Source organism: Pseudobutyrivibrio sp. (assembly GCF_015057185.1).
In the GTDB taxonomy this organism is placed as follows: domain Bacteria; phylum Bacillota; class Clostridia; order Lachnospirales; family Lachnospiraceae; genus Pseudobutyrivibrio.
The window spans coordinates 1-5,863 of record NZ_SVEV01000059.1 but is presented as its reverse complement, the minus strand read 5'-3'; the positions used below and the strand labels follow the sequence as shown (position 1 = coordinate 5,863).

The following is a 5,863-nucleotide window of genomic DNA, read 5'->3' as shown; positions in this document are numbered from 1 at the left end:
CACCGAAAGGTGTGTTACTTGTTAAGTTGATTGAACCGCCGTGTACGGAACCGTACGCACGGTGGTGTGAGAGGTCGGAATTTCTCAATTAAGAGAAATTCCTCCTACTCGATTATATAAGGAAAAGGTTGACGCCAGGATATTTTTAAGGTACTATGGGGATAGTAGTTGGAAACGTTTCCGGTAACGTTTTCAAGATAATATAAAGATTTGTGGGACAGAATATGACTATTAAGGATATTGCTAAGTTGGCAGGGGTGAGTGTTAGCACAGTTTCTAGAGTGTTGAATAATCACCCTGATGTGAGCGAAACTGCAAAAGAGAAGGTTCAGGCAGTGGTTGCCGAGTATAACTATATTCCTAATACTAGTGCCAGGGACCTTGGAAAGACGACCTCAGATAATATTGGTGTTGTTGTGCGAGGTATTTCCAATCCCTTTTATACTGCCATACTTTATGCTATTGGCAGAGAGATTGAGAAGGCAGGCTATACCATGGTCATGCAGCAGATTGATGAGTCAGAGGATGAGATTCGTGTTGCTGCCTTGATGGAGAGGGAGAAGCGCTTGTTAGGTGTGATTCTCCTAGGTGGAAATTTTGGATACACCAAGGAACAGATTTCATGCATTACGGTTCCATTTGTTTGCTGTACATTTAAGAATCAGTATGGAGATATTTCCGAGGCAGATTATTCTAGCGTGTGCATAGATGATGAGCAGACGGCATACGAGGCAGTTAAGCATTTGTTTAAACAGGGGAAAAGTAGAATTGCTGTACTTTTGTCCGCAGAGGAGGATGGAACTGTTAGTCAGCTAAGATTTGATGGCTATAAGAGAGCATTGGCTGATGCCAAACAGGAGCTTGATAACAATTTAATTATTCCAATACACAGTTTTAACATTGCTGATGCTTACAATAATATGAGGGAATGGTTGAAAAAAGGGTATAAATTTGATGCACTTTTTGCTATCTCTGACAATATTGCTCTTGGCGCAATGAAGGCATTGCGTGATGCAGGCAAAAAGGTGCCCGAGGACGTTGCGCTTATTGCCATTGATGGTATTGAGGCATCAGAGTATAGCAATCCTGTGCTGACCACACTATGCCAGCCTACCACAGAAATAGGTAATGAAACAGTAAACCTACTTGTGGATTTGATTGATAATAAGGGCAAAAATAAACATTTAACCATGCCTACTTATCTGAGAGAAGGCGAGACACTTAGAACATTTAATAATTGATATATAGAAGGAGAGGGAAAATGAAAAGAAGTAGTGGAGTTTTAATGCCAATATCTTCATTGCCATCACCATATGGCATAGGTACATTTGGAAAAGCTGCTTATGAATTTGCTGATTTTTTAAAGGCAGCAGGACAAAAATATTGGCAGGTTCTGCCTTTAGGGCCAACTAGCTATGGAGATAGCCCTTATCAGAGCTTTTCTACATTTGCAGGCAACCCATATTTTATAGATTTAGACATTCTGATTAAGGAAGGACTTCTTACTAAAAAGGAGGTCACGGCTGAAAACTGGGGAACCAATCCTAGATATGTTGATTACGGCCAGATTTATATTAGCCGCTTCAAAGTCCTTAGAAAGGCTAAGGAAAGAGGCTACAAAGCTGCTGAAAAGGAAATTGCTAAATTTAAAAAGGCTAATCCTTGGGTAGAAAATTATGCATTGTTCATGTCCCTTAAAAAGCATTTTGATCAGATTAGCTGGCAGGAATGGCCAGAGGAAGATATCAGATTGCATGAGAAAAAGGCAGTTGCTAAATATACAAAAGAGCTTGCAGAGGATATTGAGTTCTTCATCTTTATTCAGTATTTATTCTTTAAACAGTGGACTGAATTAAAGAAATATATTAACAAGCTTGGCATTGAGGTAATTGGAGATCTTCCTATTTATGTAGCCCTAGATTCATGTGATGTATGGGCAGAGCCAGAATTCTTCTGTTTAGATGAAGAAAATTACCCGGTTGAGGTGGCAGGCGTTCCACCGGATTATTTCAGTGCAGACGGTCAGCTTTGGGGCAATCCTTGCTATGATTGGAAGGCCATGAAGGCGGACGGCTATCGCTGGTGGATTAGAAGAATCGGCGGTTGCGCAAAGCTTTATGATGTTCTTAGAATTGATCATTTCCGTGGATTTGATGAATATTGGGCAGTGCCAGCAGGGGACAAAACTGCAAAGAATGGTAAATGGAAGAAGGGACCTGGAATGGAATTAGTCGGTCTTCTTTCAAAAGAATACCCTAATACAGAATTTATAGCAGAGGACTTAGGACAGCCTTCACCAACAGTTGTTAAGCTTCTCAAGGACAGCAATTGGCCAGGCATGAAGGTCTTGGAGTTTGCCTTTGATTCAGGAGAGCCAAACAACTATCAGCCACATACTTATGACAAAAACTGCATTTGCTACACAGGAACACATGATAATGCAACTATTATGGAATGGTACAAAACCGCGAAAAAGGCTGATAAAGACTATGCTAAAAAATATCTTGGAATATCTCGCTCAGAGGGCTTTAACTGGGGCATGATTCGAGGTGGAATGAGCTCTGTTGCAATGTTATTTGTGGCTCAGATTCAGGATTATTTAGGCTTAGGAAAATACAATCGTATTAACGTGCCTGGTACCAAATCTGGCAACTGGCAGTGGCGTTTATTAGATGGAGAATTGACTCAGGAATTAGCTAAAAAGATGTATGACATGGCTTTGATGTATGACCGTGTTGAAAAAGAAATTCCAAAGAAAAAATCTTCAAAAAAGTAATATGTGTTTTGATATACCTGCAGGTACCGGAGCCGTACTTGCAGGTGTTTTTTTGATATGGTAAACTACAAAAAGACTTTTTCGGGAGGATTTTTCAATGAAGAAAAAAATACTTTCAGTACTCCTTGCAGGACTGGCAATGACTTCATTTAATGGTTGCGTTATTGAGGAAAATAAGACAGATCCAGCGCAAACTACCACTAGCGCTCAGATAGAATACAACGTTAATGATTACGTTACATTAGGAGAATACAAAAATCTCGAGGTTACTCTAAATGGGGACTATGAATACACAGATGAGGCTTTCGAAGAATATCTTGATAGCTGCATTTTAAATAGCAATTTATTCGTTCCTGACGATTCACAAACAGTAGTTGCTGAGGATTCAATCGTAAATGTTGATTACGTAGGCTCACAGGATGGAGTTGCATTCGAGGGCGGCTCTGCTGAGAATCAGAATCTTGATATCGCTAACAACTGTGGAGCAGGTACTGGTGGTGGATACATTAGCGGATTTACTTCAGGACTTGTAGGATATTCTGTTGGAGATGAGGTTGCTTATGAGGTAACCTTCCCTGATTCTTATCCTAATAATGAGGACTTAGCAGGACAGACTGTAGTATTTACTTTCAATATTAATTACATAGCAAAACAGGTTGAAACTAGAGATGATTTAACAGATGAAATTGTTAGTGAGAATTTCGGCTATGATACTGTAGACGCTCTCGTAGAAGCACTTCAAACAAGCTACAAATCAACTCTTGAGAGCAACTTACAATCTGACAAAGAAACAGCTGTTTTAAACACTCTTATTAATGGCTGCACAGTATCAGAGGTGCCTGAGGACTTATTACAGGCCAGAGTTGATGTGGAACTCAATATTGACGAGAGACAATGTCAAAATCAGTTCAGCACTTCCTTCAAGGATTACCTTGAGTCAATGGGATACAATTATGATGATATCCTAGAGCAGATTAAATCAAGTGCCGAAGAGGATACAAAGACTAGACTTATTCTTCAGGCAATTGCTGAGGCTGAGGGAATAGAAGTTGACGAAGAAGGCTATAATGATTTTGTAAATGACTATTGCTCACAGTACAACTACACAGATTTAGAGACTCTCTATTCTGATTGTACAGTCACTGGCTATGACGGAGAGAGATATTTCAAATTTTATTACTTAACGGAAAAGGCTCTTGACTACTGCGTTGAGAATGCAGTGGTTAATATTGAGCCAGCTGAGGAAGCTACTGAGGCTGTTGAAGAATAGAAATACTTTATATTTTTCATAAGCTGTAGTATAATTTATGCTAACTTTTTGGGCCTTTGTCCAATTATAATATAAGGAGATTATTATGGAACACATTAAGACACTTAACACAAAGAGATTACAGAATACAGTAAAGGAAGGCGGATGTGGTGAATGCCAGACATCTTGCCAGTCAGCTTGCAAGACTTCTTGTACAGTTGGAAATCAGAGCTGTGAGCACAATAGATAATAGCAGCTTTATATTTAGTTTATTTTAACGCCCAGACCGGTCCTTATTGTTTAATATAAGGGACGGTCTATTGTGCGTTTATGAAAGGACATTTTTTAGTGATACACCAGTTTAAAAACAACGGTTATAACGTTGTCATTGATGTTAACAGCGGCGCCATTCATGTAGTAGATGAAATCACATACGATTTTCTCGCTTTCTGGCAGGAGCTTGGAGAGGAAAAGGCAGTTGCTGAAATGAAGAAATCTCATCCGGAGGTTTCAGAGGAGGAGTTGGCAGAGATCCAGTCTGAGATTAATAATTTAATTGAGGATGGTTCACTTTTTACTGAGGACAATTACGAGCCTAAAATCGCAGACTTTACTGCGAGACCTACAGTGGTAAAGGCTCTTTGCTTACATATTACACACGATTGCAATTTGGCATGTAAATATTGCTTTGCCGAAGAAGGAGAGTACCACACAGGTAAGCGTGAGCTTATGACTTACGAGGTTGGTAAGCAGGCTCTTGACTTCTTGGTTGCTAATTCAGGTAGCCGTAGAAATCTCGAAGTTGATTTCTTTGGTGGAGAGCCACTTATGAACTGGCAGGTAGTAAAGGACTTAGTTGCCTATGGCCGTTCAATCGAAAAAGAGCACAATAAAAACTTCCGTTTTACACTTACAACAAACGGAGTATTGTTAAATGATGAGATTCAGGAATTTGCCAATAAAGAGATGGCAAATGTGGTTCTTAGCTGTGATGGTCGTCCAGAGATTCACAATCTCATGAGACCTTTCAAAAAGGGTGCACCTAGCTACGAGCTTGTAATGCCAAAGTTCAAAAAGCTTGCAGAATCAAGAAATCAGGATAAATACTATATTCGTGGTACTTTCACTAGAAACAACCTTGATTTCTCAAAGGATGTTATCCACTTGGCAAACGAAGGCTTCAAGCAAATCTCAGTTGAGCCAGTAGTTGCTCAGGAGACTGACGATTACGCCATCAGAGAAGAGGATTTACCACAGCTTTTCGCTGAATACGATGCACTTTGTGCTGAGATGATGCGTCGCAAGGGTACAGAAGAAGATTTCAATTTCTTCCATTTCATGATTGATTTAGAGGGTGGACCTTGCGTTTACAAACGACTTTCTGGTTGTGGTTCAGGTACAGAGTATATGGCTGTTACACCTACAGGTGAGTTATATCCATGTCATCAGTTCGTAGGAAATACAGATTTCTGTCTTGGCGATGTTTGGAACGGTGTTCAGAAAAAGGACATTGTTAATGAGTTCAAGCACTGCAACGTTTATGCAAAACCAGAATGTAGCAAATGCTTTGCAAGATTCTACTGCAGCGGCGGTTGCGCAGCTAATGCATACAATTTCACAGGAAGCATCCTTGGAAATTATCATGTAGGCTGCGAGCTTCAAAAGAAGCGTGTTGAGTGTGCGATTGCACTCAAAGTTAGAGAATCAGAAATAAAGGGAGAATAAATAACCCTTTGGTCGGCTTTGCCGGCAAATAAAAGGAAATAGTCTAGCGGTGATATGTCAAGATGAAAAATCTTGAAAAGTCCCTTTCTTTTTGGTTATTTTTCAAAAAAGAA

Annotated in this window: 5 protein-coding genes; all 5 read left to right on the top strand. The window is 39.8% G+C overall.

All coding sequences use genetic code 11. The features are described 5' to 3' along the window. The first annotated feature begins 224 nt into the window (after positions 1-224). The 5 genes from E7276_RS14995 (at position 225) to scfB (ending at position 5,750) form a co-directional block, all read left to right on the top strand. A complete protein-coding gene (locus E7276_RS14995) occupies positions 225-1,241 on the top strand; it encodes a LacI family DNA-binding transcriptional regulator (protein ID WP_294219377.1) in 1,017 nt (338 codons plus the stop codon). Positions 1,242-1,261: 20 nt separating this feature from the next. Beyond that, complete coding sequence (gene malQ / locus E7276_RS14990; RefSeq protein WP_294219376.1) at positions 1,262-2,776, top strand: 4-alpha-glucanotransferase; 1,515 nt, start codon at positions 1,262-1,264, stop codon at positions 2,774-2,776. Between the two features lie 97 nt (positions 2,777-2,873). After that, entirely contained in the window at positions 2,874-4,046 is a 1,173-nt protein-coding gene (locus E7276_RS14985) for an FKBP-type peptidyl-prolyl cis-trans isomerase (protein WP_294219374.1), read from the top strand. Between the two features lie 85 nt (positions 4,047-4,131). After that, positions 4,132-4,275, top strand: a complete 144-nt coding sequence (scfA, locus tag E7276_RS14980) for a six-cysteine ranthipeptide SCIFF (protein ID WP_294219373.1) — start codon at positions 4,132-4,134, stop codon at positions 4,273-4,275. A 98-nt stretch (positions 4,276-4,373) separates the two neighbouring features. Then, entirely contained in the window at positions 4,374-5,750 is a 1,377-nt protein-coding gene (gene scfB / locus E7276_RS14975; RefSeq protein WP_294219370.1) for a thioether cross-link-forming SCIFF peptide maturase, read from the top strand. The last annotated feature ends 113 nt before the right edge of the window (positions 5,751-5,863 follow it).

Excerpts from the sequence above, each read along its gene's own strand:
- E7276_RS14995 (WP_294219377.1), top strand. The coding sequence starts at position 225 with ATGACTATTAAGGATATTGCTAAGTTGGCAGGGGTGAGTGTTAGCACA.
- malQ (WP_294219376.1), top strand. The coding sequence starts at position 1,262 with ATGAAAAGAAGTAGTGGAGTTTTAATGCCAATATCTTCATTGCCATCA.
- E7276_RS14985 (WP_294219374.1), top strand. The coding sequence starts at position 2,874 with ATGAAGAAAAAAATACTTTCAGTACTCCTTGCAGGACTGGCAATGACT.
- scfA (WP_294219373.1), top strand. The coding sequence starts at position 4,132 with ATGGAACACATTAAGACACTTAACACAAAGAGATTACAGAATACAGTA.